Origin of the sequence: Porphyrobacter sp. LM 6 (genome assembly GCF_001720465.1) — a bacterium.
GTDB lineage: Bacteria > Pseudomonadota > Alphaproteobacteria > Sphingomonadales > Sphingomonadaceae > Erythrobacter.
The window spans coordinates 2,906,384-2,930,772 of sequence record NZ_CP017113.1 but is presented as its reverse complement, the minus strand read 5'-3'; the positions used below and the strand labels follow the sequence as shown (position 1 = coordinate 2,930,772).

Annotated in this window: 14 protein-coding genes, 3 tRNA genes and 3 rRNA genes; 11 read left to right on the top strand and 9 right to left on the bottom strand. The window is 63.0% G+C overall.

The features are described 5' to 3' along the window. Window positions 1-9 precede the first annotated feature (9 nt). The 3 genes from BG023_RS14045 to BG023_RS14035 are packed head-to-tail and all read left to right on the top strand — an operon-like array spanning window position 10 to window position 2,815. Complete coding sequence (locus BG023_RS14045; protein ID WP_069310984.1) at window positions 10-1,137, top strand: acyltransferase family protein; 1,128 nt, start codon at window positions 10-12, stop codon at window positions 1,135-1,137. Then, complete coding sequence (gene hslU, locus BG023_RS14040; RefSeq protein WP_069310983.1) at window positions 1,134-2,450, top strand: ATP-dependent protease ATPase subunit HslU; 1,317 nt, start codon at window positions 1,134-1,136, stop codon at window positions 2,448-2,450. The genes BG023_RS14045 and hslU overlap by 4 nt, the downstream gene beginning before the upstream one ends. Next, a complete protein-coding gene (locus BG023_RS14035; RefSeq protein WP_233993024.1) occupies window positions 2,447-2,815 on the top strand; it encodes an ACT domain-containing protein in 369 nt (122 codons plus the stop codon). Before hslU ends, BG023_RS14035 begins: the two co-directional genes overlap by 4 nt. On the opposite strand, the gene BG023_RS14030 is transcribed toward BG023_RS14035, so the two are convergent. From BG023_RS14030 to BG023_RS14020, 3 genes are all read right to left on the bottom strand, one after another. Continuing rightward, window positions 2,816-4,765: a S9 family peptidase gene (locus tag BG023_RS14030; protein ID WP_069310982.1), complete on the bottom strand. Its 1,950-nt coding sequence runs from the start codon at window positions 4,763-4,765 to the stop codon at window positions 2,816-2,818. A 97-nt stretch (window positions 4,766-4,862) separates the two neighbouring features. Beyond that, on the bottom strand, window positions 4,863-6,710 hold the full coding sequence (locus tag BG023_RS14025; protein ID WP_069310981.1) for an ABCB family ABC transporter ATP-binding protein/permease: 1,848 nt from the start codon (window positions 6,708-6,710) through the stop codon (window positions 4,863-4,865). 54 nt (window positions 6,711-6,764) lie between these two features. Beyond that, window positions 6,765-7,709 carry a retroviral-like aspartic protease family protein gene (locus BG023_RS14020; protein WP_233993023.1) on the bottom strand — a complete coding sequence of 315 codons (945 nt, stop codon included), beginning with the start codon at window positions 7,707-7,709 and terminating at the stop codon, window positions 6,765-6,767. A 792-nt stretch (window positions 7,710-8,501) separates the two neighbouring features. Between BG023_RS14020 and BG023_RS14015 the strand changes: the two genes are divergently transcribed. The 8 genes from BG023_RS14015 to BG023_RS13980 all read left to right on the top strand — a co-directional run bounded on the left by BG023_RS14015 (window position 8,502) and on the right by BG023_RS13980 (window position 17,535). Further along, window positions 8,502-9,986, top strand: a 16S ribosomal RNA gene (locus BG023_RS14015). Between the two features lie 195 nt (window positions 9,987-10,181). Further along, a tRNA-Ile gene (locus BG023_RS14010) sits at window positions 10,182-10,258 on the top strand. Window positions 10,259-10,267: 9 nt separating this feature from the next. Further along, window positions 10,268-10,343: transfer RNA gene (locus tag BG023_RS14005), tRNA-Ala, on the top strand. Window positions 10,344-10,635: 292 nt separating this feature from the next. Further along, window positions 10,636-13,423, top strand: a 23S ribosomal RNA gene (locus BG023_RS14000). A 135-nt stretch (window positions 13,424-13,558) separates the two neighbouring features. After that, window positions 13,559-13,673 (top strand): 5S ribosomal RNA (rrf, locus tag BG023_RS13995). Together the 16S, 23S and 5S rRNA genes with 3 tRNA genes alongside form the textbook arrangement of a ribosomal RNA operon. Window positions 13,674-13,783: 110 nt before the next feature. Further along, window positions 13,784-13,860: transfer RNA gene (locus BG023_RS13990), tRNA-Met, on the top strand. Window positions 13,861-14,285: 425 nt separating this feature from the next. Next, window positions 14,286-16,037 (top strand): DUF1800 domain-containing protein, encoded by a 1,752-nt coding sequence (locus BG023_RS13985; RefSeq protein WP_233993022.1) that lies wholly within the window; start codon window positions 14,286-14,288, stop codon window positions 16,035-16,037. Window positions 16,038-16,080: 43 nt separating this feature from the next. Beyond that, a complete protein-coding gene (locus BG023_RS13980) occupies window positions 16,081-17,535 on the top strand; it encodes a DUF1501 domain-containing protein (RefSeq protein ID WP_069310978.1) in 1,455 nt (484 codons plus the stop codon). Here BG023_RS13980 and asd read toward each other — a convergent pair. From asd to BG023_RS13950, 6 genes are all read right to left on the bottom strand, one after another. Then, entirely contained in the window at window positions 17,532-18,374 is an 843-nt protein-coding gene (asd, locus tag BG023_RS13975) for an archaetidylserine decarboxylase (protein ID WP_069310977.1), read from the bottom strand. The two genes, BG023_RS13980 and asd, sit on opposite strands and share 4 nt — an antisense overlap. Before the next feature lie 32 nt (window positions 18,375-18,406). After that, window positions 18,407-20,263 (bottom strand): methyl-accepting chemotaxis protein, encoded by a 1,857-nt coding sequence (locus BG023_RS13970; RefSeq protein WP_190315782.1) that lies wholly within the window; start codon window positions 20,261-20,263, stop codon window positions 18,407-18,409. A gap of 145 nt (window positions 20,264-20,408) precedes the next feature. Continuing rightward, window positions 20,409-21,905, bottom strand: a complete 1,497-nt coding sequence (locus BG023_RS13965; RefSeq protein WP_069310975.1) for a putative bifunctional diguanylate cyclase/phosphodiesterase — start codon at window positions 21,903-21,905, stop codon at window positions 20,409-20,411. A gap of 117 nt (window positions 21,906-22,022) precedes the next feature. Further along, complete coding sequence (locus tag BG023_RS13960; protein ID WP_069310974.1) at window positions 22,023-22,886, bottom strand: CheR family methyltransferase; 864 nt, start codon at window positions 22,884-22,886, stop codon at window positions 22,023-22,025. Window positions 22,887-22,892: 6 nt separating this feature from the next. After that, window positions 22,893-24,026, bottom strand: a complete 1,134-nt coding sequence (gene cheB, locus BG023_RS13955) for a chemotaxis-specific protein-glutamate methyltransferase CheB (RefSeq protein WP_233993021.1) — start codon at window positions 24,024-24,026, stop codon at window positions 22,893-22,895. Then, window positions 24,023-24,388, bottom strand: a complete 366-nt coding sequence (locus tag BG023_RS13950) for a response regulator (protein ID WP_069310973.1) — start codon at window positions 24,386-24,388, stop codon at window positions 24,023-24,025. The genes cheB and BG023_RS13950 overlap by 4 nt, the downstream gene beginning before the upstream one ends. Window position 24,389 lies beyond the last annotated feature (1 nt).

The following is a 24,389-nucleotide window of genomic DNA, read 5'->3' as shown; positions in this document are numbered from 1 at the left end:
CGCTTCAGCGTGAGGGCGGAGCGCGGGACAATCGACAGCAACAGTGACAGTGCCGAGGCGCAGCGCGACCGGATCACCGCGATCCAGTTGCTGCGTGCGGTTGCTGCACTGGCAGTGGCCGCAGGGCATATCGCCTTTGCCTTTGCCGATCATCTCGGCCCCGGCCTCGGGCTGACATGGCGCGGGGATGTGAGCGGGCAGCTGGCGGTGATGCTGTTCTTCATCGTTTCGGGCTATGTCATGGTGGTGGCGGCCGAGCGCCAGTTCGGCAGGCCGGGCGCGCGCACGCTGTTCTGGCGGCGCCGCATCATCCGCATCATGCCGCCTTACTGGATCGCGAGCCTGATGCTCGCCGCGATCTTCCTGACGCTGTTCCCGACCCCGATCGATCCGGCGAAGCTCGCCAAGTCGCTGGCGCTGATCCCCTATTGGCCCGACAATGAATTCCTGCGTCCGCTGCCGTTCCTGTGGGTGGGCTGGACGCTGTTTTACGAGATGATGTTTTACCTGTGGTTCGGGCTGTTCATCGGCCTGCCCCGCGCGCGGGCGATCCTTGCGGTGGCGGCGGTGCTGGCGGTGCTGGTGATCGCTGGCCATTGGGTGCCGCCGGTCAATCCTGCGCTGTTCGCCGCGACAAGGCCGATTTCAGTGATGTTCGTCGCCGGGATGGTTTTGGCGCTATGGCGCGCGCGGGGCGGAGAGTGGGGCGCGGTGTGGCGTTGGCTCGCGCTCCTCTCTGGCGGCGTGCTGCTGTGGGCGGTGCCGGTGCCCGACGTGCCGAGCGCGCTCGGCTGGAATTACCTCCTCTGGTGCGGCGCGCCGGCGCTATTGATCGCGCTGGCGGCGCTCGCCGGGCCGTTGCCGCTGCCTGCGGCGGGCCTCGTCAACCGCGCGGGCGACATCAGCTATGCGCTCTATCTGCTTCACGTGCCGGTCGCATGGTTCTGGCTGTGGTTCTGGCCCCGCGTGCCGTTCTTCGATCCCGGCCCCTGGGATTACCTGGTGAGCGCCGTGATCGCAGCGGTCGGGATCAGCTGGCTGTTCTACACTCATGTGGAGCGGCCGATGACGCTGGCCTTGAACCGGCGGCTGGCCGCGCCACATAGCGGCGAGGACACAAGCAGAAAGACCCCATGACCACCTCCACCGCTCCTCAGGCGCTTACCCCCAAGGCCATCGTCGCCGCGCTCGACGAACATATCATCGGTCAGGCCGAGGCGAAGCGCGCGGTCGCCGTCGCCCTGCGTAACCGCTGGCGCCGTCAGCGGCTGGGCGCGGATCTGCGCGACGAGGTGACCCCCAAGAATATCCTGATGATCGGCCCGACGGGTTGCGGCAAGACCGAGATCAGCCGCCGTCTGGCCAAGCTTGCCGAGGCCCCGTTCATCAAGGTCGAGGCGACCAAGTTCACCGAGGTCGGCTATGTCGGCCGCGATGTCGAACAGATCGCGCGCGATCTGGTGGAAGAGGCGATCCGGCTGGAAAAGGAACGCCGCCGCGAGAAGGTGCGCGAGGCCGCGTCCGAGGCCGCAATGGACCGGCTGCTGACCGCGCTGGTGGGTGACAATGCCTCCGAAGCCACCCGCGAAGCCTTCCGCCAGCGTATCGTCCAGAACGCGATGAACGATGTCGAAGTCGAGATCGAGCTGCGCGATACGCCCGCGACCCCGTTCGACATGGGCAACATGGGCGGGCAGATGGGGATGATCGACCTCAGCGACATGATGGGCAAGGCGCTGGGCCGGAAGAACACCCGCCGCCAGAAGCTGCGTGTGCCCGAAGCCTGGGACCGGCTGGTCGATGAAGAGGCCGACAAGCGCCTCGATCAGGATGATGTCGCGCGCGCCGCGCTCCAGAATGCCGAAACCAACGGGATCGTGTTCCTCGACGAGATCGACAAGATCGCGGTCTCCGATGTGCGCGGCGGATCGGTCAGCCGCGAAGGTGTGCAGCGCGATCTCCTGCCGCTGATCGAGGGCACCACGGTTGCCACCAAGTACGGCCCGATGAAGACCGACCACGTGCTGTTCATCGCGAGCGGCGCGTTCCACGTGGCCAAGCCTTCCGACATGCTGCCCGAATTGCAGGGCCGCCTGCCGATCCGCGTCGAGCTGCGCGCGCTGACCGAGGCCGATTTCGTGCGGATCCTCTCCGAAACCCGCGCCAATCTCGTCGCGCAATACAAGGCGCTGCTCGGCACCGAGGAAGTGACGCTCGATTTCACCGACGATGCGATTCCCGAAATCGCCCGCATCGCGGCGCAGGTGAACGGCACAGTCGAGAATATCGGTGCGCGGCGTTTGCAGACGGTGATGGAGCGGTTGCTCGAGGAAATCAGCTTCGAGGCGGAGGATCACGCGGGCGAGACGATTAGGATCGACGCTGACTATGTGCGCGCGCGGCTCGAAGGGCTGGCGGGCAACACCGACCTGTCGAAATACATCCTGTGACCGGCGGGCCGGTCGGCGATCTGGCGGGCATGCTGGCCGGGATGGCACCGGTGCTCGACCCGCGCGGGTGGAGCTTCACGCTCGTCGAAGGCGATGCCCCCGCCGATGCCTTTGCGATCATCCGCGAGGAGGAAGGCACCACCGCGATTGTACCGCAGGCGGGCGGGGATTTTGCGCGGATCACCTTGCAAGTGCACTCTGCGCTTGAAGGCGTGGGGCTGACCGCAGCCGTATCGGCGGCGCTCGCTGGGTCTGGGATTGCCTGCAATGTCGTGGCGGGGTTCCACCACGATCACCTGTTTGTGCCGTGGGAGCGGCGCGACGAGGCGCTGGCAATCCTCCAGCGCCTCGCGTCATCGGTCTAATTACTCTCCCAGCAGGTGCTTCTTCCAGAACACCAGCTGGGCAAGGAAAGCGTAATCGGAATTGGCCTTCTTGCGGAAGCCGTGGCCTTCGTCGGCGGCGACCAGATGCCAGGCCTCGCCGCCATTGGCGCGGATCGCTGCGACCATCTGGTCGGCTTCGGACTTGGGCACGCGCGGATCATTGGCGCCGGTGATCACGAACATCGGCTTGGTGATCTCGTTCACGCGGGTGAGCGGGCTGATTTCCATCAGCTTGGCGCGCTGTTCGGGCACGCGCTCGTCACCATACTCCACCCGGCGCAGGTCCTGCCGATAGGGGTTGGTGTTTTCGAGGAAGCTGACGAAGTTGCTGATCGCGACGGTGCACTGGGTCGCAGTCAGCTTGGCCTTGAGCTGCACGGCAGCCGCATAGCACATGTAGCCGCCGTATGAGCCGCCGGTCAGCCCGACCTTGGCCGGATCGACCGCCGGATCGGCGCGCACCTTGTCGATCAGCGCGGCCATATCCTTGACCGAATCCTCGCGCTTGAACGGCCCGTTGTCGAGGCTGACGAAGGTCTTGCCGTAACCCGTGGAGCCGCGGACATTGGGGAAGAAGATGCCGACGCCGAGCTCGTTGAGGTAGTAGTTGTCGCTCCCCATGAAGCCCGCTGTGCTTTGCCCTTCGGGGCCGCCGTGCACATCGACGATCAGCGGACGCTTGCCGGGGAACTTCTTGGGGTCCGGCATATAGAGCAGGCCGGAGACTTCGAGCCCGTCAAAGCTCTTGGCCGTTAAGATGCGCGGTTCGACATTGACCGAAGCATCGAGCCCGCCGGTCTCGCTTTGCGTCCAGCGGGTGAGCTGCATGGTCTTGGGGTCGAGTGACCAGACGTCCGACGCGCTCTTGGCGCTCGAGAAGGAAAAGCCGATCTCGCCCCACGGCGCGAACTGCAAGCCGCCGATCTGTCCGGCGGGCAGCGCATCGACCTTGGTGACCTTGCCCGTGGCGACATCGAGCAGACGCATCCGGTCCGACCCTGCCTCGTTCACCTCATAGACGATCATGGTGCCATCGTCCGAGACGTCGAACCCGTCGACATCCCATTTCTCGCGCGTGACGGGGCTGAACGCGCCCGTCACCGGGTCAAGCCGGCCCAGCCGCTGGAAGTCCGATCCCTGATCGCTGGTCACCCAGATCGTCCCGTCCGGCGCGACATCGAGCCCGCTATAGGCGACCTTGGCCGCAGGATCGCCGATCGGGGTCATCACGCCGGTCACCAGATCGAGCCGGTAGAGATCGACATCCTCGACCGAGCGGTAATCGGCGACATAGGCGAAGGTGTTGTCGGGCGAGAAGGCGACCAGCGCCCAGCCGCCGCCCTTGCTTTCATGCACCATCCGCGAGGACGACGGATCGCGCGGGTCCATGATGTAGAGGTCGCTGTCGATCCCGTTGCGGCGGGTCGAGCTGAAGCCGATCAGGCTGCCGTCCTGGCTCCATGCGTTGATCTGGTTGCGGCTCTTGCCGTCGGTCAGCAGAGTCAGGCGGCCGTCTTTCAGGGTGTGGAGCTGGAAATACTCGTCCCCGCCCTTATCCTTGCTGGCGACGATCACGTCGCCCTTGGTCGGCGCGTAGGAGCCGCGCACGGTTTCGGCCTCGAAGCTGATCTGGGTGCGCGCGCCCATCGGCATGGCGACGCGGTGGAGCTGGCTGACATTTGCGAAGCGGGTGGAGATCAGCACCGCGCGGGTGTTCGGATCCCATCCGGCAAAGCCCGCACCGCGCGATTCGAGATAGGGGCGCACATCATCGACCAGCGCGAGCGGGATCGCGGGCATCTCTTCGGCGGTCAGAGCGGCCGGGACTGGCACGGTAGGTGCGGCGGGCGCAGGCGCGGGCGCTTCCTGTGCGGCGGCGGGAACGGCGGCGCTGGCAAGCAGCAGGGCAAGCAGTCGGGCGTGACGCATCGGTGTGTCTCTCTCCATGGGGACAACCTCCGGACGGAGGCCATGGATGAGAGGTATCGTTCACCCCGCTGGCAGGCAAGGGGCGGCGGGACGGGCGCTATTCGGCGGCTTCGGCAGCCAGGTCGGTGTCTTCTTCGCGCCGCTCGTTGGCCTGGCGCGCCCACATTTCAGCATAGAGCCCGCCATGCGCCAGCAGGCTTGCATGATTGCCGCTTTCGGCGAGCCGGCCATGATCGAGCACGAGGATGCGGTCGGCATCGGCGATGGTCGACAGCCGGTGGGCGATCGCGATGGTGGTGCGGCCCTTGGCGATGCGGCGCAGGGTGCCGAGGATTTCCTGCTCGGTGCGGGTATCCAGTGCGCTGGTCGCCTCGTCCAGCAGCAGGATTGGCGGGTTCTTCACCAGCGTGCGGGCGATGGCGACGCGCTGCTTTTCCCCGCCCGACAGCTTGAGCCCGCGTTCACCCACCATAGTGGCGAAGCGATCAGGCAGGCGCTCGATCAGCGGGGTGAGCGCGGCATCGCGGGCGGCCTGTTCGATCCGGGCCTGATCGGCCCCTTCAGCGCCATAGGCGATGTTATAGGCCAGCGTGTCGTTGAACAGCACCGTGTCCTGCGGAACGATGCCGATCGCCGCGCGCACGCTGTCCTGTGTGACAGTGGCAATATCCTCGCCTCCCACCAATACGCGGCCCGATTGCGGATCATAGAAGCGGAACAGCAGCCGCCCGATGGTGCTCTTGCCCGCGCCTGAAGGGCCGACGATCGCAGTTGTGGTGCCGGCGGCGACTTCGAAGCTCAGGCCATGCAGGATTGTGCGGCCCGGCTCGTAGCCGAAGGTGACATTGTCGAACGCGACTGTGGGCGTGCGGACGATCAGTGCCGGCGCGCCGGGGCGATCCTGCACTTCGATATCGGTGTCGATCAGGCGGAACATCTCGGCCATGTCGACCAGTCCCTGGCGGATGGTGCGATAGACCCAGCCGAGCACGTCCAATGGACGGAAGAGTTGGATCAGGTAGGTGTTCACCAGCACCAGGTCGCCCACCGTCAGCGTGCCCTTGCTCCAACCCCATACGGTATAGGCCATTGCGCCTGCCACCAGCGCATTGGTGATGACCGACTGCGCCATGTTGAGCAGGCCGACCGAGTTTTCCGACTTGATCGCCGCTTCGGCATAGGCGCGCGCCGCACGCGAATAGCGTTCTTCCTCGCGCCGCTCGGCCCCGAAGTACTTCACCGTTTCGTAGTTGAGCAGCGAATCCACTGCGCGGTGCAGCGCCTCGCCGTCGAGATCGTTCATCTCGCGCCGCAGCTTGGTGCGCCATTCGGTGATCCAGCGGGTGACGTAGACATAGGCTACCACTGTCGCCGCGGTCGCCGCCACCAGCGTCAGCCCGAAATTGATATAGAAGATGATGCCGACAGCGATCAGCTCGATGATCGTGGGGACGATGTTGAACAGCAGGAAATAGAGCATCTGGTCGATGCTCTTGGTCCCGCGCTCTATGATCTTGGTGACTTCGCCAGTGCGGCGCGAGAGGTGGAAGCGCAACGAGAGCCGGTGCAGCCGCCGGAACACGTCCTCTGCGAGGCTCAGCGAGGCCATCTGCCCGACCCGCTCGAACGCGATGTTGCGCAGGTTGTCGAAGGCGACCGAGGTGAACCGCCCCAGCGCATAGGCCGCAACCAGCGCCAGTGCGACAGTGAGGCCCGCGTCGGCCGATCCGGCCATCGCGTCTACCGCGCCCTTATAGGCAAAGGGTAGCGCCAGCGTCACACCCTTGGCGGCAAGCACCAGCCCCATCGCCACCACGATGCGGGTGCGCAGGCCCGGATTGTCCTTCGGCCAGAGATAGGGAAGGAAGCGCCTGAGCGTGGCCCAGCTTTCGATGTCGCGCTTGGCGGTTGCGGACGGGGCGGGTGAGGGGATGTCAGGCGGCATGTCGCGTCACCATGTGGGCGCGCGCAGGCAATACCGCAAGCATGGCAGCCCTATCTAGAAGCGGGGCGTTATTCTGCTGGCGTTCTTCGCCTCGCGCATCGCGCGCGCCACATCGCGCGGGACATCGAACAGGATGCGCTGCCGGGCAAAGTCGATCGCCACCCGGTCGAACAGTGCGAGATGCTGCATGCCCAGCGACAGCACCGGCTTGTCGGCGAGCCCGAGCGCCGCAAAGGCAGGCGTGTCGGCAAAGGCGAGCGGCACGTCGGTCAGCGCCAGTCCTTCGATCGCAAGCGAGCGCACGACCGCCACCTGCCCGACCAGATCGACCCCGTTAACGTCGGTCGTGACAACCTCGCTTGCGCGTTTGGCGCGGATGCGTTCGCGCAGCGCATTGTTGGCCAGGCTCGCCTGCGCGCCGGTATCGATGATGACAGTGGCCTTCACACCTTCGACCAGCGCATCGGTGATCAGCAGCTGTCCGAGCTGCTGGCGCGCGCGCACGATGATCTCGAACCCGGCATTGCTCCCTTTACCGGCGGTGTCCTCGACGGCGATGGTCTGCTTGCGGAAATCGAGCAGCACCCGGAAGTCCTGCAAGGCATCGAGCCCGATGATCCCGTCTGCACCGACATGCTCGCGCGCGAGCACGGGTGCATCAAAGTCCGTGAAGCTGTTGGCACCGATATCGATGCGGGCAACCTTCGCCATTTCCACTTCCCGCCGGCTCGCCATGCCGACCAGCGTGGCGGTGCCGGCTGATTCGAGCGCGAGGTTCGTCCGGATCTCGTGGGTAATCGCGGTGGCCTGGCTGCCGGTGTCTATAAGGAAGTCGAACGGGCCATTGCCGTTGATGCTCACGGGAAGGGTAAGCCGCCGGTTGCGCTCCTGATCGAGCGAAAGAACATCGGCAGCCGCTGGATCGACCAGACCCGAGGTAGCGGATGGCGTTGCAGCCGCACTGTCCGGATTCCCGGCCACAGCGGCTCCGGCGATCATGGACCATAACAATGCCGCGCTCGCAGCCTTGATTGATATGGACATCCGACTCTCCCACGCGGACGGGTGTTTGCTCCCGATCCGGCAGGCGTGAAGCTATCACTCTCCGGGAGAAGGCCCAAGCGGCGTATACGAATCAACGGCGCTAAGGGGGTAGTGCCTAACCCTACGGCACAGCGTGGCGCGATCTATAAAAGGCGAGCACGGTAGGGTGAGTCTCCAACAGCGCCAGCCGGGAAAAGCGCGATTCACGGCCCCAAAGCGCCGGATTCGCGTGTTTCAGATGGGTCAAATCGATGCCGTGAGGCCCGTTTCCGAGCGAAAAATAGGCAAAAACTGGCGGAATTCTAAGGGTTTGCGGGTCTCGTGAAATAAAATTGCAAAAAGCCGTTGACCGAATCTGAGACCCCCCATATATGGCCCTCACCGACGCGGCGCTGACGGCTTCCACCGCCACCGCAACGCTCGGTCGCCAACACAATCGGATAGCCGGTCCCCCGGTGTAAATCGGGGAACGAAGCGCTGTCCGCTATTACTGTCTGGCGGCTCTTTGACATTGTTGGTTTTTGATGAAGGGACATGTGGGCGACGGCGCCCGGTCCGGGGACCTCAAGGCTCCGGTAACCGGTTAATTTAAGCCGATAGCCACATCCGATCGCAGGCTCCACGCCTGCCCGGATGGCAAGCATGTTCATTCGTATCCATTACGTTTGACAGTGCAGGTATCGGCTCCTTGCAGCTCATGCCATGCTGGTCGATGGGGTTATCCCCATGCCGGTTTGGTGTGTGACACAACTTGAGAGTTTGATCCTGGCTCAGAACGAACGCTGGCGGCATGCCTAACACATGCAAGTCGAACGAGACCTTCGGGTCTAGTGGCGCACGGGTGCGTAACGCGTGGGAACCTGCCTTTAGGTTCGGAATAACTCAGAGAAATTTGAGCTAATACCGGATAATGTCTTCGGACCAAAGATTTATCGCCTTTAGATGGGCCCGCGTTGGATTAGCTAGTTGGTGGGGTAAAGGCCTACCAAGGCGACGATCCATAGCTGGTCTGAGAGGATGATCAGCCACACTGGGACTGAGACACGGCCCAGACTCCTACGGGAGGCAGCAGTGGGGAATATTGGACAATGGGCGAAAGCCTGATCCAGCAATGCCGCGTGAGTGATGAAGGCCTTAGGGTTGTAAAGCTCTTTTACCAGGGATGATAATGACAGTACCTGGAGAATAAGCTCCGGCTAACTCCGTGCCAGCAGCCGCGGTAATACGGAGGGAGCTAGCGTTGTTCGGAATTACTGGGCGTAAAGCGCACGTAGGCGGCTTTTTAAGTCAGGGGTGAAATCCCGGGGCTCAACCCCGGAACTGCCCTTGAAACTGGGAAGCTAGAATCTTGGAGAGGCGAGTGGAATTCCGAGTGTAGAGGTGAAATTCGTAGATATTCGGAAGAACACCAGTGGCGAAGGCGACTCGCTGGACAAGTATTGACGCTGAGGTGCGAAAGCGTGGGGAGCAAACAGGATTAGATACCCTGGTAGTCCACGCCGTAAACGATGATAACTAGCTGTCCGGGTTCATGGAACTTGGGTGGCGCAGCTAACGCATTAAGTTATCCGCCTGGGGAGTACGGTCGCAAGATTAAAACTCAAAGGAATTGACGGGGGCCTGCACAAGCGGTGGAGCATGTGGTTTAATTCGAAGCAACGCGCAGAACCTTACCAGCCTTTGACATCCTAGGACGACTTCTGGAGACAGATTTCTTCCCTTCGGGGACCTAGTGACAGGTGCTGCATGGCTGTCGTCAGCTCGTGTCGTGAGATGTTGGGTTAAGTCCCGCAACGAGCGCAACCCTCGTCCTTAGTTGCCATCATTAAGTTGGGCACTTTAAGGAAACTGCCGGTGATAAGCCGGAGGAAGGTGGGGATGACGTCAAGTCCTCATGGCCCTTACAGGCTGGGCTACACACGTGCTACAATGGCATCTACAGTGGGCAGCTATTCCGCAAGGATGCGCTAATCTCCAAAAGATGTCTCAGTTCGGATTGTCCTCTGCAACTCGAGGGCATGAAGGCGGAATCGCTAGTAATCGCGGATCAGCATGCCGCGGTGAATACGTTCCCAGGCCTTGTACACACCGCCCGTCACACCATGGGAGTTGGATTCACCCGAAGGCAGTGCGCTAACCGCAAGGAGGCAGCTGACCACGGTGGGTTCAGCGACTGGGGTGAAGTCGTAACAAGGTAGCCGTAGGGGAACCTGCGGCTGGATCACCTCCTTTCTAAGGATACTTGCGAAAGCGCCGGTGCTAGCCATCGGAAGAGCTTCGCGGTCTTCCAAAGAACATTGCCGTCGTCCTCATGTCCTTTCATCAATCGGATGCAACCTGCCGCCAGCGGTAGGTTGTGTGCCTGAGCCGGCTCACGCCCATGCGGCAGCCTGTTCCTTCGGGAATGGCGGCCGGACGCGGTGGTGTGGGCCTGTAGCTCAGTCGGTTAGAGCGCACCCCTGATAAGGGTGAGGTCAGAAGTTCGAATCTTCTCAGGCCCACCATTACCTTAAGGGGCCTTAGCTCAGCTGGGAGAGCACCTGCTTTGCAAGCAGGGGGTCATCGGTTCGATCCCGATAGGCTCCACCAGGTACACACGACGCAGCGCGGCCTTGGCCAGCGCGCTCGACACATCCGATAGATGAAACGAAAGCGGATCCCGCTACGGCGGGTCAGGCGACTTCGGTTGCCGTTCTTTGACATTGTGAATGGGTTTTTAAATCGATGCCGTGGCGCATGGATTGTATCGAACAGGCTTCGGCCTGGGCGGGCGATCGTGCATCACAAATCAATCAAATTGATTATCTGGCTGAGATAATTCTCCCACCATCTCCAAGCGGTCAGGCTTTTATGCAGGCCTGTCGTTGATGGTGTGGATTCTCAAGCGTGAGGTAAGAGCATTTGGTGGATGCCTTGGCATGTACAGGCGATGAAGGACGTGGCACGCTGCGATAAGCGTCGGGGAGTTGTGAGCAAACTTTGATCCGGCGATTTCCGAATGGGGAAACCCACCTTCACCATTTCTTCCAGTTGGCTTTCGGGCCAACCGGGCGAGGTGGATAAGGTATCACCGAGCTGAATATATAGGCTTGGTGAAGCGAACCCGGGGAACTGAAACATCTCAGTACCCGGAGGAAAAGACATCAACAGAGATTCCCGTAGTAGTGGCGAGCGAACCGGGACCAGGCCAGTGCCTTCATTTCAACTAGCAGAACACTCTGGAAAGTGTGACCATAGCGGGTGACAGTCCCGTATGCGAAAGTGATGATGAAGGACTTGAGTAGGGCGGGACACGTGAAATCCTGTCTGAACATAGGGGGACCACCCTCTAAGCCTAAATACTCGTACATGACCGATAGCGAACACAGTACCGTGAGGGAAAGGTGAAAAGCACCCCGATTAGGGGAGTGAAACAGTACCTGAAACCGGATGCTTACAAGCAGTTGGAGCCCCATAGGGGGTGACAGCGTACCTCTTGCATAATGGGTCAGTGACTTAATCTAGCATGCGAGCTTAAGCCGTTAGGTGTAGGCGAAGCGAAAGCGAGTCTGAATAGGGCGACTGAGTATGTTGGATTAGACCCGAAACCCGGCGATCTAGGCATGAGCAGATTGAAGGTGCGGTAACACGCACTGGAGGATCGAACCGTTGCATGTTGAAAAATGCTCGGATGACTTGTGTTTAGGGGTGAAAGGCCAATCAAGCCGGGAAATAGCTGGTTCTCCGCGAAATCTATTGAGGTAGAGCGTCAGATGTATGCCGATGGGGGTAGAGCACTGGATGGGCTAGGGCTGCGCGAGCGGTACCAAACCTAACCAAACTCCGAATACCATCGAGTCTTGTCTGGCAGACAGACGGCGGGTGCTAAGGTCCGTCGTCAAAAGGGAAACAGCCCTAACCTACAGCTAAGGTCCCCAAGTCATATCTAAGTGGGAAAGCATGTGGGAATCCCAAAACAACCAGGAGGTTGGCTTAGAAGCAGCCATCCTTTAAAGAAAGCGTAACAGCTCACTGGTCTAAATAAGGGTTCCTGCGGCGAAGATGTAACGGGGCTAAAGATATGCACCGAAGCTTAGGGTTGCAGTTTACTGCAGCGGTAGCGGAGCGTTCCGTAGGCGAGTGAAGGAGAAGGGTAACCGACTCTGGACGTATCGGAAGTGCGAATGCTGACATGAGTAGCGACAAACAGGGTGAGATACCCTGTCGCCGAAAGACCAAGGGTTCCTACGCAATGCTAATCAGCGTAGGGTGAGCCGGCCCCTAAGACGAGCCCGAAGGGGGTAGTCGATGGGAACCACGTTAATATTCGTGGGCCTGGTGGTGTGTGACGGATCTCGTAAATTGTTCGACCTTATTGGATTGGTCGGGCGGTGAAGAGGTTCCAGGAAATAGCCCCACCGTATAGACCGTACCCGAAACCGACACAGGTGGTCAGGTAGAGTATACCAAGGCGCTTGAGAGAAGTATCCTGAAGGAACTCGGCAAATTGCCTCCGTACCTTCGGAAGAAGGAGGCCCCATCTTAAGGCAACTTTTGGTGGGGGGCACAGGCCAGGGGGTAGCGACTGTTTATCAAAAACACAGGACTCTGCTAAGTCGGCTTCAAGACGACGTATAGGGTCTGACGCCTGCCCGGTGCTGGAAGGTTAAGAGGAGGAGTGCAAGCTCCGAATTGAAGCCCCAGTAAACGGCGGCCGTAACTATAACGGTCCTAAGGTAGCGAAATTCCTTGTCGGGTAAGTTCCGACCTGCACGAATGGCGTAACGACTTCCCCACTGTCTCCAGGATATGCTCAGCGAAATTGAATTCTCCGTGAAGATGCGGAGTACCCGCGGTTAGACGGAAAGACCCCGTGCACCTTTACTGCAGCTTCAGAGTGGTATTAGGAAAGAGTTGTGTAGCATAGGTGGGAGGCTTTGAAGCGACGGCGCCAGCTGTCGTGGAGCCATAGGTGAAATACCACCCTGCTGTTTTCTGATATCTAACCTCGCACCGTTATCCGGTGTAGGGACCCTCTGTGGCGGGTAGTTTGACTGGGGCGGTCGCCTCCTAAAGAGTAACGGAGGCGCGCGATGGTAGGCTCAGGACGGTTGGAAACCGTCTGTTAGAGTGCAATGGCATAAGCCTGCCTGACTGCGAGACTGACGAGTCGAGCAGAGACGAAAGTCGGTCATAGTGATCCGGTGGTCCCTCGTGGAAGGGCCATCGCTCAACGGATAAAAGGTACGCCGGGGATAACAGGCTGATGATTCCCAAGAGCTCATATCGACGGAATCGTTTGGCACCTCGATGTCGGCTCATCACATCCTGGGGCTGGAGCAGGTCCCAAGGGTTTGGCTGTTCGCCAATTAAAGTGGTACGTGAGCTGGGTTCAGAACGTCGCGAGACAGTTTGGTCCCTATCTGCCGTGGGCGTCGATACTTGAAAGGAGTTGCCCCTAGTACGAGAGGACCGGGGTGAACGTACCTCTGGTGTACCTGTCATCCTGCCAAGGGTGCCGCAGGGTAGCTATGTACGGACGGGATAACCGCTGAAAGCATCTAAGCGGGAAGCCTCCCTTAAGATTAGGTATCTTTGAACCGTGATAGACCATCACGTTGATAGGCCGGGTGTGGAAGTGCAGTAATGTATGGAGCTAACCGGTCCTAATAGTTCATATCGCGCTTGAGAATTCGCACTGTCAACGACAGGCCTGCCTTCTGGCGGCTTGCGTCGGCGGAGAATTTCTCCAGCCAGATACGCCCTTAACCACTCACCCAAGTGAGTGTGCATCGATTTAAAACCCGCATCCACTGGCTCCATTGCTTGGTGGCCATAGCGTCTGTGACCCACCCGATCCCATCTCGAACTCGGCCGTGAAACCAGACCGCGCCGATGGTACTAACGCTCAAGCGTTGGAAGAGTAGGTCGTCGCCAGGCATTGCAGCCAGTGGAAGCAGGTATAACCCATTCACAAAGTCAACAGGGCTGTCCCGCAAGGGCGGCCCTTTTGGCGTCTTAAGCTTCGGTGCGAGACGCAGCATCGGTATCGCGGGATGGAGCAGCCCGGTAGCTCGTCAGGCTCATAACCTGAAGGTCGTTGGTTCAAATCCAACTCCCGCAACCACCGAAGGCCGACTGGCCAGATCCCCCTTCATCAGGACATTCATCGCCCGTTACGACGAGGCGAAGCAGCCGAACGCGCCATCATGTGGCAACTTCAGGCTCGGATGCGCATGCTTGCGCGTGTCACGCATTGGTCAAATCATCGATCGCGGGTAAAAGTCGAGCGTTCAGCCGCGCGATCCTTGGCCTTCATCCCTGTCGATCAGACTGGCATTCGCGCTTCGAAGCGTGACGATGCGGGGATTTCACGATGGGGGCCGGAGATCGCGCGAAGGGTTTGCCGTCGTGACGCGTTTTAACGTTGAACCTTGAGGTGCTGGTAACGAAGTGGCGACCACCATTCGCCAACCATATGAAGGGGAGCGAGCGCAGATGTATCATCCGGAGATCGACGAGTGCGAAGACCTCGCCAGCGCCGCCCCTCCCGTGACTGATACACTCCCGAAACCCGCCATTACGCCCGCCCAGGGGGCTGCTGTTGCGGGCCTTTCGCTCGCGCTTGCCGCTTGCGGCGGGGGTGGCGGGTCGAGCTCCGGCGGCGGTGGGCCGGTCGCCAATGTCCGCAAGCCGCAGACTGATGGCGAGGCCGCACGCTTCCTTCTGCAAGCCTCCTTCTCCGCCAGCCCAGCCGCAATCCAGCAATTGCGCAGCGATGGGTACGAGCCATGGCTCGATCGCCAGATTACCGCGGCCAACGATCAAAGCGGCAAGGACTTCCTCACCGCGCGCGGCTTCGATCAGGTCGATGCCAACCGCTACTACGACGGCCTGATTACGGGCGACTACATGATCTGGTCGCAGCTGCTGTCGGGCGGCAACGCCGTGCGCAAGCGCATCGCATTGGCGCTATCCGAATTCTTCGTGGTCTCGCTCACCGGCATCAACATCATCTGGCGCGGTCCGGCCATTGCCGAATATTGGGACATCCTCAATCGCCGCGCCTTCGGCAATTTCCGCGATCTCTTGAACGACATCACGCTCAATCCGGCGATGGGGGTGTTCCTCAATACCCGCGGTAACCGTGCCGCCGATGCGCGCACCGGGCGGGTGCCCGACGAGAATTATGCGCGTGAAGTCATGCAGTTGTTCACCATCGGCCTGTTCGAGCTCAATCCCGACGGGACGCTGAAACAATCGGGCGGAAGGCCGATCGAGACCTACACCAATGCCGATGTCAGCGGGCTGGCGCGGGTCTTCACCGGCTATGAACTCGACTTTACCGGCAATACCTACACCACCGAGGTGGGCAGCACGCGGCAGATCCCGCATCCCGATGTCGTGCGCCGTCCGATGACGAGCGATCCGACGCGCTGGCAGTTCCCCCGCACGACCGGCTTCCATTCGACCGAAGCCAAGACCTTCCTCGGCCTGACCATCCCGGCCGGCACCAATGCGACCGAAACCCTGCGCCAGGCGCTCGATCACCTGTTCAACCATCCCAACGTCGGCCCCTTCTTCGCCAAGCAGATGATCCAGCGTCTGGTGACCAGCAATCCCTCGCCCGCCTATGTGAAGCGCGTTGCCGATATCTTCGCCAACAATGGTTCGGGGCGCCGGGGCGATCTCGCCGCGGTGTTCAAGGCGATCCTGCTCGATACCGAGGCGCTCGACCCGGCCAATGTCACCAATGCCAATTTCGGCAAGCTGCGCGAACCGATCCTGCGATTTGCCCAGCATGCGCGGACCTTCAAGGGACGCTCGCTCAGCGGCAGCTGGCGTATCGCGGACCTGAGCGATCCGGCGACCGCGCTCGGGCAAAGCCCGCTGCGCTCGCCTTCGGTGTTCAACTTCTTCCGCCCCGGCTATTTTCCGACCGGTTCCGAAATCGCCAACCGCGGGCTCCTCGCGCCCGAGTTCCAGCTGGTCAACGAAACCTCGGTTGCCGGCTACGTCAATTTCATCGAACGCGCGGTCGAAGGGCAGCGCGCGCCGGTGAGCGATCTTGCGCTCGATTACGCCGACGAGGCGGCGATCGCCAATGACAGTACGGCGCTGCTCGACCGGCTCGATCTGCTTCTGACAGGCAAGCAGCTGAGCACCAGCGTGCGCGACACCATCAAGCAGGCGATCGACGACGTCCCGATCACCACCGCCACCGCAGCCGATGATCGCCTGCGCCGCGTGCGGATCGGGGTCGCACTGATCCTCGCATCGACCGATTACCTGATCCAGAAATAAGCCCGCCGACACCCGCAACCGAACACCACAGGGGACTGCAGACATGTTCATCGGCAAGGCCAACGAGATTTCGCGCCGCGCATTCATCCAGCGCTCCAGCCAGCTGGCGATGATGGGGGCGGCATCATCCTATGCGATGGGGCTCGCCGGCGTGGCGGAAGCCGCCGCTTTCGACAGCAGTGGCGGCTACAAGGCGCTGGTCTGCGTGTTCCTTTATGGCGGCAATGATCACGGCAACACGCTGATCCCCTTCGATTCGACCAACTATGCGCGTTATGCTGCGATCCGCGGCGAGGCAGGTTCGGAAGCGGCGGCGGGGATCGCGCTCGCCCGCGCCTCGCTCCAGAACACCGTGCTGGCGACTCCGACAGACCAGCGGCTGACCGACGACATCACCTATGCGCTTGCGCCGACGATGCCGCGATTGAAGGCCCGCTTCGATCAGGGGGTGATGGCGCCGTTGCTTAATGTCGGCCCGCTGCTCGCCCCGCTGACCCGCGCGCAATATGACAGCGGTTCAGTGCCGCGCCCGGCCAAGCTGTTCTCGCACAATGACCAGCAATCGACCTGGCAGAGCTCGCAGCCGGAAGGCGCACCGACCGGGTGGGGCGGGCGAATGGGCGATCTGGCGCTGACATCCAACACCAATTCGATGTTCACCGCCATCAACGCCACCGGCAACGCGGTGTTTCTGAGCGGCCAGAATGCCATTCCCTATCAGGTGTCACCTGCCGGGGCGACGCTGTTCAACCCACTCCAGAACGGGCGGCTGTTCAATTCCGCCGTGGCCTCGCAGGCGCTCAATACGATCCTGCGTTCGGGCAGCGGCAACGTGCTGGCGGCGGATTATGCGCGGATCAACGACCGCTCGATCCAGTATGGCGCCTTCGTCAACAACGCCCTGCGCGGCGTGAGCCTCAGTACCAGTTTCGGCACCGGCAACCGCTTGGCCGACCAGCTCAAGGTGGTGGCCCAGCTGATCGCGGCGCGCGCTTCGCTGGGGGTGACGCGGCAGGTGTTCATGGTCTCGCTTGGCGGGTTCGATCACCACGACGGGCTGATCGGCTCGCATGACAACCTGCTCGGGCAGGTCGATTTCGCGATCGATGCGTTCTACCAGGCGACCGCCGAACTGGGCGTGGCCGACAAGGTGACGACCTTCACCGCATCGGATTTCGGGCGCACGCTGGAATCGAACGGCGATGGATCGGACCACGGCTGGGGCGGGCATCACTTCATCGTCGGCGGCGATGTACGCGGCGGGCGCTTCTATGGCCGTGCGCCACAGGTGTCGGTCACCAGCGACGATCAGGTCGGCGGCGGACGACTCTTGCCGAGCACGTCGGTCGACGAATTCTCGGCGACGCTGGCCAAGTGGTTCGGGGTTTCGGCTTCGGAAATGCCCTCGGTCGCGCCCAATATCGGCCGCTTCGCCACGCCCGATCTGGGCTTCTTCCGTCAGCCGGTAACCGCTTCGGCGCTGGCGAAGACGGCTTAGACCCTGCGCCCGATCGCCTGACCCATGCGGAGCGGATCGCCGGCGGCAAGGCCTTCCAGCCATTCGACGCGCCCCGGCTCGAACAGCAGCACCACGGTCGAGCCGAGGTAGAAGCGGCCCATCTCGTCCCCAGCGGCCAGATCGACCGCGCCGGAGCCGAAGTCCTCTCGCACCACGCTGCGGGCGTGTCCGGCAAAGCGGTGCGGCCAGACCGTATCGATCCCCGCGACGATCATCGCCCCGACCATGACGCTGGCAAAGGCACCGTCCAGCCCGCCAAACAGGCAGGCGAGGCGCTCGTTACGGGCGAACAGGCGATCGACCCCTTCGGCGGTTGCGCCATTGACCGAGAACAGGTCGCCCGGGACATAGGCGGTCGAGCTGAGGCTCCCGGCGGCGGGCATATGGACGCGGTGATAATCGCGGGGGGAAAGGTAGATCGTGATGAAGCTCCCGCCCTCGAACCGCGCAGCCGCCTCGGCGCCGTGGCCGAGCAGTTCGGCGGCGGTATAATCACGCCCCTTGGCCTGGAAGATCCGGCCATTGGTTATCGTGCCAAGCTGGCTCACCGCGCCATCGGCCGGGCTGAGGATGAACGCGTCAGCATCGGCCAGCGGACGCGCACCGGGCTTCAGCTCGCGGGTGAAGAAGTCGTTGAAGCTGGCGAATTCGCCGAACCCGCGCGCGGCCTCGCTCATGTCGACGCCGTAGGCTGCGGCAAAGCGGCGGATCATGCGCTCACGCAGCCACGGCTGCTCGCTCGCGGCGATACTGCCGGCGAAGCGGGTCAGCGCGTGTTGCGGGGCGAGGTGCTGGAACAGGATGAAGGGGGAGGGCATGCCCACCCCCTAGCCGCCATGCGCGGCAAATCCTACCCCGCGCGCACGCGACCGAGGAACCCGCGCACCTGATCGCTGAGATGGGCGGCCTGGGCTTCCAGTTCGTTGGCGCTGGAGAGCACCTGGCTGGCCGCCGCGCCGGTCGAAAGCGAGAGCTGGCGCACATCTTCGATGTGGCCTGCGACTTTCTCGGTGCCGCGCGCGGCCAGATCAATGCTCTGTGCCAGATCACGGCCCGCGACCGATTGCTGGTCGACCGCCGTGGCGATCGAGACAGCGGTGGATTCGAGATCGCGCACCTGCCCGGCAATCGCGCGCAGCGCCTTGACACTGGCACCGGTGGTCGATTGCATCGCGCGGATCTGGTCGGCGACCTTTTCGGTCGCGCGGCTGGTCTGCATCGCCAGTTCCTTGACCTCGCTCGCCACCACTGCAAAGCCGCGGCCCGCCTCGCCCCCGCGCGCCGCCTCGATGGAGGCGTTCAATGCGAGCAGGTTGGTGCGCTGGGCGATGGTCTGGATCAGTTCGACGATCTGGCCGACTTCCTCGGCCGAAGCGGCGAGCGCGGAGATGGTTTCATCCGCTTCGCCGGTGGCATCGGTGGCGAGCCGTGCAAGTTCGCTCGAGGCGGCGGCCTGACGGCTGATTTCGCTGATCGAGAGCGCAAATTCGTCACTCGCGGCGGCGGCGGCGGTGGCGCCAGCATTGGCTTCTTCCATCGAGGCTGCGACTTCGCCCGTGCGGCGGCTGGCTTCCTCGGCGCTGGCGGCCATGCGGGTGGCGGTGGTGTGAAGCTGGCTCGAAGCAGCGGCGACCCCGTTCACAACGTCGCCGACGGTGCGTTCAAGCTGGCGCGCGACATCATCAAGCAGCGCGGCCTTGCGGGCTTCGGCCTCGGCGCGTTCGCGTTCGCGTTCTTGCTGAAGCTGCAGTTCCTGTTCGATCTTCTCGGAGCGTTCGCGGGCGCGGGCTTCCATCCACTTGTTGGCACGCTTGAACAGTTCGAGCGAGCGCACCATCGCGCCGATCTCATCCTTGCGGTCGTGCCCGGCGATGACGAAGTTGCGGTCGCCCTCGGCGAGGCTCTTCATACCCGCAGCGATTTCCATGATCTTGCGCGAGAAATCACGCGAGAGATAGGCGATCCCCAGCAGCAGCACCACGCCCCCCACCACTGCCAGCGCAGCGATGATCAGGATCATGTTGAAGAAATAGCTGATGCCGGAGGCTTCCATGGCTTCGGCCCGGGCAGCGGTGTCGGCGGCAAACTGCTGGCTCGCTGCGATCATCGCTTCGCCCTGCTTGTCGACAGCGGCAGCGGCACGGCCGGCGGCAGCGCCATCGCGCACGGCATCTTCTGCGCGTTCGACACTGTCCTGCATGGCTGAGAAGGACTCGCGCACCTCGGCAAAGCGCGGCGCAAGGTCTGGCGCGTTGGCGGCGATTGCGGCTCCGATGGCGGCAGTCTGCGTATCGAGCGCATCTTCGCTCGCGCGGCGTTCAGCCTTGACGCTGGCGCTGCGATCATAGAGCGCGCGCACCGCATCGTGGCGATATTCGCCCACAGTCACCCGCAGATCGCCCGCCGCGACCAGCGTTTCCTGTACGCGTGCGGTGGCATTGTAGCGGTTCCAGAGTTCGCCCAGACCCAGTCCCAGCACCAGCGCCATCAGCACGCCGACACCGAGGAAGGTGCCGAAGATCGCGTTGATCTTGCCCGAAAGTGTGAGATCGCGGAACCAGCCGATCCGTTCGAGAAGGGTGATGCGTTCGGCTTCGAGCGCGGCGGCATGCGCCTGGTCGAGCTCTTCCTGACCGATATCGGCCCGCATATCGCGCACATAATCCGGCACCGCCTCGGCTTCGCGGTGATCCAGTTTGCTCATCATGTTCATGGCGCAATCCCTCGGGCTTTTATCCTTGCATTAGTGAAGGAAAATCCTTTCCAAATGCTTGATCCGAGGCTGCCCGATAGCGGGGAAACCGGAGTTTCAAGCGCACAGCATGTTAAGCACGCCCGGCCAGGATCGGGGCTCACGCGGCTTGATCGTTGGCCGAGCTGCGCGTTGCGTTCTGATCGGCGATCAGCTGGTCGATCGTGGCGGCGGGCAGGGCGCGGTAATAGAGCCAGCCCTGGATCTGGTCGCACCCGGCGAGCCGCACGAGATCAGCCTGTTCCTGTGTCTCAACCCCTTCGGCCGTCACCCCCATATCGAGTGCGCGGGCCAGCGCGATCGATGAGAGCATCATCGCCCGGCTGGCATCATCCACGCCGGCGAGTTCGACAAGGCTGCGATCGAGCTTCAGTTTTTCGAAGCGGAAGCGCCGCAGGAAGCCGATCGAGGCATAACCGGTGCCGAAATCATCGAGCGCAATCCGCACGCCGAACGAACGGATCACGTCGAGCGTGCGTTCGGCAATCACCGGATCGAGCACGAGGCAGGTTTCGGTGACTTCCAGCTCCAGCCGGTGCGGCGGGAAGCCGGTTTCTTCCAGCACTTCGCCCAGCTTGATTGGGAATTCGGGGTTGCGCAGCTGCGCGGCGGAAATGTTGACCGACAGCGTGATGCCGTCCCAGCGCAGCGCGTCGCACACCGCCTGGCGCAGCACCCACAGCCCGAGCGGGTTGATCAGGCCCGAGTCCTCGGCGACCGGAATGAACACATTGGGGCCGAGCGGCGGGCGGGTGCCGCGATCCCAGCGCAGCAGCGCCTCGACCGCAACGATGTGCCCGTCATCGGCATCCACAAGCGGCTGATAGGCGAGGTTGAATTCGCCCGTGGCAATGCTGCTGCGGATCTCGTCCTCGATCGCGCGCACACGCTCGCGGCGGCGGTCGAAGCTTTCGTTGAACCAGGTGCAGCGCATCTTGCCGCCGCGCTTGGACTGATACATCGCCACGTCGCTGCGGCGGAGCATTTCGGACGAGGGCAGGCGTTCACCGGGCAGGCTGCGCGACAGGCCGATACTGGCGCCGACCGAAATCAGATACCCGCTCACGTCGAGCGGTGCGCCCATGCGTTCAAGCAGGGTGCGGCAGATCCCTTCAAGGATGGTGCCGGCAACCTTGCCCGACATGACGGCGGCAAATTCATCGCCGCCGAGGCGGTAGCACCGGGCCTCGCTGCCGCAGACCTCGCGCATCATCTGCGCGCAGGCTTCGATCAGCTTGTCGCCGAGGTCGTGGCCGTAGTGGTCGTTGACCTGTTTGAAGCTGTCGAGATCGATGATCGCCAGCGCGACTTCGTCGCCGCCCAGCGAGAGGCGTTCGATATCCTCGTGCAAGGCGTGGCGGTTGGGCAGGCGGGTCATCGGATCGATCACCGCGCGGGCCTTGAGCGCGTGGACCACGGCGATGCCGCTTCGACCAAGGAACAGCAGTGCGGCGGCATAAAGCAGGATGGCCGCAATCAGCAGCGCGCCGGGAGAGACGATCTCGATCCGGTCGCTGAAGCTGATGGCAGCCACCACCAGCGCTCCCAGCACGCTCACCAGGACGAGCGGCGTCACCACCAGTCCGGCGGGTGTCATTCGCAAAGGTAGCTGCACCGCAATCACAATCGACGTTTCCCCGAAGAGCGCGGTCTCAGCGCCGGCTTGTCCAAAACGTTCTAAACATAAGCGGCTAAGGAAGAGTAAAGCGCTGGCTCACGCGGTCTTTCTGCGGGCCGGCGGGGCGACCTGCACCAGCGGTTCGAAGAAGCTGGCGCGCTTGGCGGTGGGGCCGAAGCGGTCGGTCTGGCCGACCACGGTCTCGCCTGCGCCCAGCATCAGGAAGCCATCGGGCATGGTTGCGCTGGCGAGCCGGGCGAAGGCTTCGGCGCGGGTCGACTGATCGAAATAGAGCAGCACGTTGCGGCACAGCACCAGATCGAACGGCGCACGGCCGGGATGGGGGCTGAGCATGTTGTGCTGCTGGAAGCGCACTATCCCGCGGGCCTCGTCGCGGATTTGCCAGCCGCGCGGGGTTTCGTCGAAGTAGGTGAGCATCTGCGTCACGCCGAGCCCGCGCTGCACCTCGAACTGGCTGTAGAGCCCGCTGCGCGCGGCGTTGATCGCGCGGTGCGAGACATCGGTGCCGAGGATGTCGATGCTCCACCCTTCCCAGCGGTCGGCCTGGTCGGCGAACAGCATGGCGAGCGAATAGACCTCCTGGCCCGTCGAACAGCCCGCCGACCAGATCGACAGGCGGCGCGTGTCGCGGCGGCGGTGCGCGAGTTCGGGCAGGATTTCGGCCGGAAGCTGGTCGAAGGTCGGCTTGTCGCGGAAGAAATAGGTCTCGTTGTTGAGCAGCGCCTCGACCACCTCCTGCGAGAGGTCGCGTCCGCTGAGCCCCGCGGGCGGCGCGGCGAGCAGGCAGACGAGTTGGTCGACATTGCTGATACCCAGCTCGCGGAACAGCCCGGCGAGCGCCGAATTGACGCGCCAGCGGCGGCTCTCCGTAAGGTGCTGGCCGGTGCGCGCGGCGAGCAGTTCGGCGATGATCTGGTGGGAGGCTTCGCTGACTTCCATCGCGCCTTACCTCACACCCAGCGTGCTGGCCTGCGCCAGCAGCGCATCGCCGAGCCGTTCGGGCGCAGCGATCAGGCTCGCAAGGCCCGCCCGCGCCACGGCGCCGGGCATCCCCCATACGGCGCTGGTTTCGGCATCCTGTGCGTAGATCGTGCCGCCGGCCTCGACCAGTTCGCGCGCGCCGATCACCCCGTCGCGGCCCATGCCCGACAGGATCACCCCGAGCGCGCGGCCGTGGCAGGCCGAGGCAAGGCTCGACAGCATCGGATCGACCGAGGGCATGCACCCGCTCGGCGCAGGTATGCTGGAAATGCGCGCGACCAGCCGTTCGCCCCGCCGCTCTGCCACAAGATGACCATGGCCGGGTGCGATCATCACCCGTCCGGGCAGGATCTCCAGCCCGTCGGTGGCGATATCAGTGGGACGCCCGCAGGCGGTTTCGACCTGCCGTGCGAACACCGGCATGAACGAGGCGGGCAGGTGCTGGGTGATAAGGATCGGCACATCAAAGCTTGCCGTCAGCCGCCGCAGCATCAGCCCCAGGGCGTGGATCCCGCCGGTCGAAGCGCCGATCGCGACGACATCGCTGCGCAGGACGCGCCGGCCGGCGAGCGGAGGGGCGGGCACCGGATCGGCGGGGCGGGCGGCCAAAGGTGCGGCCTCGCCCCGGCGCCGTCCGAGCGCGCGGATCTTGCCGAGCAGCTGCGCGCGGTAATCTTCGTTGAAACCGCCGGGGCGGGGTTTGAGCAGCGTGTCCGCCGCGCCCATCGACAGCGCCGAGAGCGTATGTTCGGCCCCGTCGGCGGTGAGCGAGGAGACGACCAGCACCTGCGGCTCGGCGGGCGTGGCGAGGATCGCGGGCAGGGCATCGAGCCCGCCGCGTCCCGGCATTTCGAGATCGAGCAGCACCACATCGGCGCCTTGCACAGCGAGCTGCGTCAGCGCGTTTTCGGCGCTGCTGGCGGTGCCTGCCACCACCATCGCGGGATCGCTTTCGACCATTCGCTTGAAGATTGTGCGGACGGTGAGCGAATCATCGACGATCATCACCCGGATCGCAGCGGCCGCGCCGCGCTGGGCAAAGGGGCGGTCAGCGCCGGAGGAAAAGGGCGCCCGCGAAAAGGGCGTGGCGTCGGTCACGCAAACCCGACGAGCTGCAATTTGATCTGCAGGGTCTCGTGATCGAAGGGCTTCATCACATATTCGTCGGCACCAGCCTGGATCGCCTCGCGGATATGCGCGACGTCGTTCTCGGTGGTGCAGAACACGACCTTGGGCGTATCGCCGCCGGGGCGTGCACGCAGTTGCACCAGAAACTCGATCCCGGTCATCACCGGCATGTTCCAGTCGAGCAGCACGACATCGGGCATGGCGGCAGCGCACGCATCGAGCGCGGCCTGGCCGTTTTCAGCCTCTTCCACTGCAAACCCGAGGGTTTCGAGGATATGCCGCGAAACCTTCCGGATGACCCGGGAATCATCGACGATCAGACATGTCTTCATG

Bases quoted from the DNA above. Each gene is read 5' to 3' on its own strand.
- hslU (WP_069310983.1), top strand. From the start codon at position 1,134: ATGACCACCTCCACCGCTCCTCAGGCGCTTACCCCCAAGGCCATCGTC.
- BG023_RS14030 (WP_069310982.1), bottom strand. From the start codon at position 4,765: ATGCGTCACGCCCGACTGCTTGCCCTGCTGCTTGCCAGCGCCGCCGTT.
- BG023_RS14025 (WP_069310981.1), bottom strand. From the start codon at position 6,710: ATGCCGCCTGACATCCCCTCACCCGCCCCGTCCGCAACCGCCAAGCGC.
- BG023_RS14020 (WP_233993023.1), bottom strand. From the start codon at position 7,709: ATGATCGCCGGAGCCGCTGTGGCCGGGAATCCGGACAGTGCGGCTGCA.
- BG023_RS13980 (WP_069310978.1), top strand. From the start codon at position 16,081: ATGTTCATCGGCAAGGCCAACGAGATTTCGCGCCGCGCATTCATCCAG.
- asd (WP_069310977.1), bottom strand. From the start codon at position 18,374: ATGCCCTCCCCCTTCATCCTGTTCCAGCACCTCGCCCCGCAACACGCG.
- BG023_RS13970 (WP_190315782.1), bottom strand. From the start codon at position 20,263: ATGATGAGCAAACTGGATCACCGCGAAGCCGAGGCGGTGCCGGATTAT.
- BG023_RS13965 (WP_069310975.1), bottom strand. From the start codon at position 21,905: ATGACACCCGCCGGACTGGTGGTGACGCCGCTCGTCCTGGTGAGCGTG.
- BG023_RS13960 (WP_069310974.1), bottom strand. From the start codon at position 22,886: ATGGAAGTCAGCGAAGCCTCCCACCAGATCATCGCCGAACTGCTCGCC.
- BG023_RS13950 (WP_069310973.1), bottom strand. From the start codon at position 24,388: ATGAAGACATGTCTGATCGTCGATGATTCCCGGGTCATCCGGAAGGTT.